Source organism: Synechococcus sp. CS-197 (assembly GCF_025128215.1).
Classification (GTDB): domain Bacteria; phylum Cyanobacteriota; class Cyanobacteriia; order PCC-6307; family Cyanobiaceae; genus Synechococcus_C.
On record NZ_JAHLZC010000001.1, the window covers coordinates 1 to 1,884 of the forward strand.

Annotated in this window: 2 protein-coding genes; both read left to right on the forward strand. The window is 58.2% G+C overall.

What is annotated here, in order from left to right; all coding sequences use genetic code 11:
• Window positions 1-1,435 (forward strand): iron uptake porin (locus KQ296_RS00005; RefSeq protein ID WP_259726269.1); only part of this gene is annotated, 1,435 nt, incomplete at its 5' end.
• A gap of 188 nt (window positions 1,436-1,623) precedes the next feature.
• A partial coding sequence (locus KQ296_RS00010) for an S-layer homology domain-containing protein (protein WP_259726270.1) occupies window positions 1,624-1,884 on the forward strand: 261 nt, incomplete at its 3' end.

Consider the following 1,884-nt stretch of genomic DNA (forward strand, 5'->3'; position numbering starts at 1 on the left):
CGACCGCGTCACCGAAGTGACCGACGAGCTCAAGCGTCTGATGAAGGAGTTCGAGAAGGAACTCGCCATCCTCAAGGGCCGCGTGGACGGTCTGGAAGCCCGCGTGGGCGAACTGGAAGCCACCCAGTTCACCACCACCACGAAGATGAGTGGTGTGGCCACCTTCGTGACCGGTGCCAACACGTTTGGCGGTAACGCCAAGGTTGATCAGCAATTCGGACGGCAACTCACCAAAGCTGAATCCGGCGTTGGCAGCAAGCGCACCATGGCCTTTCAGGCCAATAACAACCTCGGTGCCGCCGTCTTCAATTACGACCTGAAGATCGACTTCGACACCAGTTTCACCGGTAAGGATCTGCTGCGCACCCGGCTGCGCACGGGCAACTTCACCAACAGCGCCTTTGGATTCTCTGCTTCCTCAGGCATCTACGACGCCCTGAGTGGAGGAACCTTCGCGACGGCCTCCGGTTTGGAAGTGGCCTTTGAAGAAGGGCCGAAGTCCAATGCAGTGTCGATTGATCGACTCTTCTATCAGTTCCCCCTCGGAAGTGATTTCACTGTCACAGCCGGTGGCTTCGTCCGCCAGGACGACATGCTTGCTGTGTGGCCGAGTGCTTACCCGGCAGACACGGTTCTCGACTTCTTCACCTACGCCGGTGCTCCCGGTGCTTACAGCTTGAATCTTGGACCTGGTGCTGGTCTTTGGTGGAGCAACAACGGTTTCAGCGTGAGTGCCAACTACGTGTCGTTTAACGGCAATGAAACCGATCCCACCAGCGGCGGTATCGCCACCGATGCAGCGGCTGGTACGGGCACGGTTCAGCTCGCTTATGCCGATTCCGGCTGGGGTGTGGCTGCGGCTTACACCTATTCCTCCGGCAACTGGGGAACGCTGTACCAAAGCACCGGAACCCCGCTGGCCACCCAGGTGGGCCTGCTCGGCAACAGCAACAACGTTGCTGTAAGTGCCTGGTGGGAGCCTGAAGAGTCTGGCTTCATTCCTTCCATCAGTTTGGGTTGGGGCCTGAACAGCACCAATGGCAACGACTACTTCGGTGGCGGCGACGGTGCTGATCCTCAGCTGCTTGGCTACGACTTTGAATCCGCCACATCTCAGTCCTGGTATGTGGGCCTGCAATGGAGCGATGTGTTCCTCAAGGGCAACAACGCCGGTATGGCTGTGGGACAGCAGGGCTTCGTGACCTCGCTTGGTCTGAGTGGAGACGATGTGGACGGTGTGTCCTCCTCAACGGCAGAAGACCGTTTCACCCGCGACGGTCAATACGCCTGGGAGTTCTGGTATCAGTTCCAGGTCACCGACAACATCTCGGTGACGCCAGCACTCTTCTATCTCAGCCGTCCGTTGGGTTCAGTCACTCAGGGTGATTCCTTCAATCAGTTCGGCGGTCTGGTGAAGACCTCCTTCAAGTTCTGATCGAACCCAGTTCAATTCCCCTCAATCAACACGAGTCTCCTGAGACTCTTTTGCCCCTCCGCTGCATGGCGGAGGGGTTTTTTGTGGACAGCTTGTGCAGCGGCCTCCTGTGCATTCGATCGACACACCTTTAAGTTCTGTTCGGACACTTGTGTCCATATCCCTCAATTTTTGGTGTGAGGAATTCAATGAAACTCTTCCAGCAACTGCTGGTGGCACCTGCAGCCCTGGGCCTCCTGGCTCCCATGGCCGCCAACGCCACTGAGCTGAACATCAACGGTGTGTCCGACTACGCCGAGTCCGGCGAGCAGGTCACCAGCATCACTCAGTTCTCTGATGTGTATCCCACCGACTGGGCTTACCAGGCACTGAGCAACCTGATCGAGCGCTACGGCTGCGTCGCTGGCTACCCCAACGGCACCTACCGCGGCAACCGGGCCATGACCCGC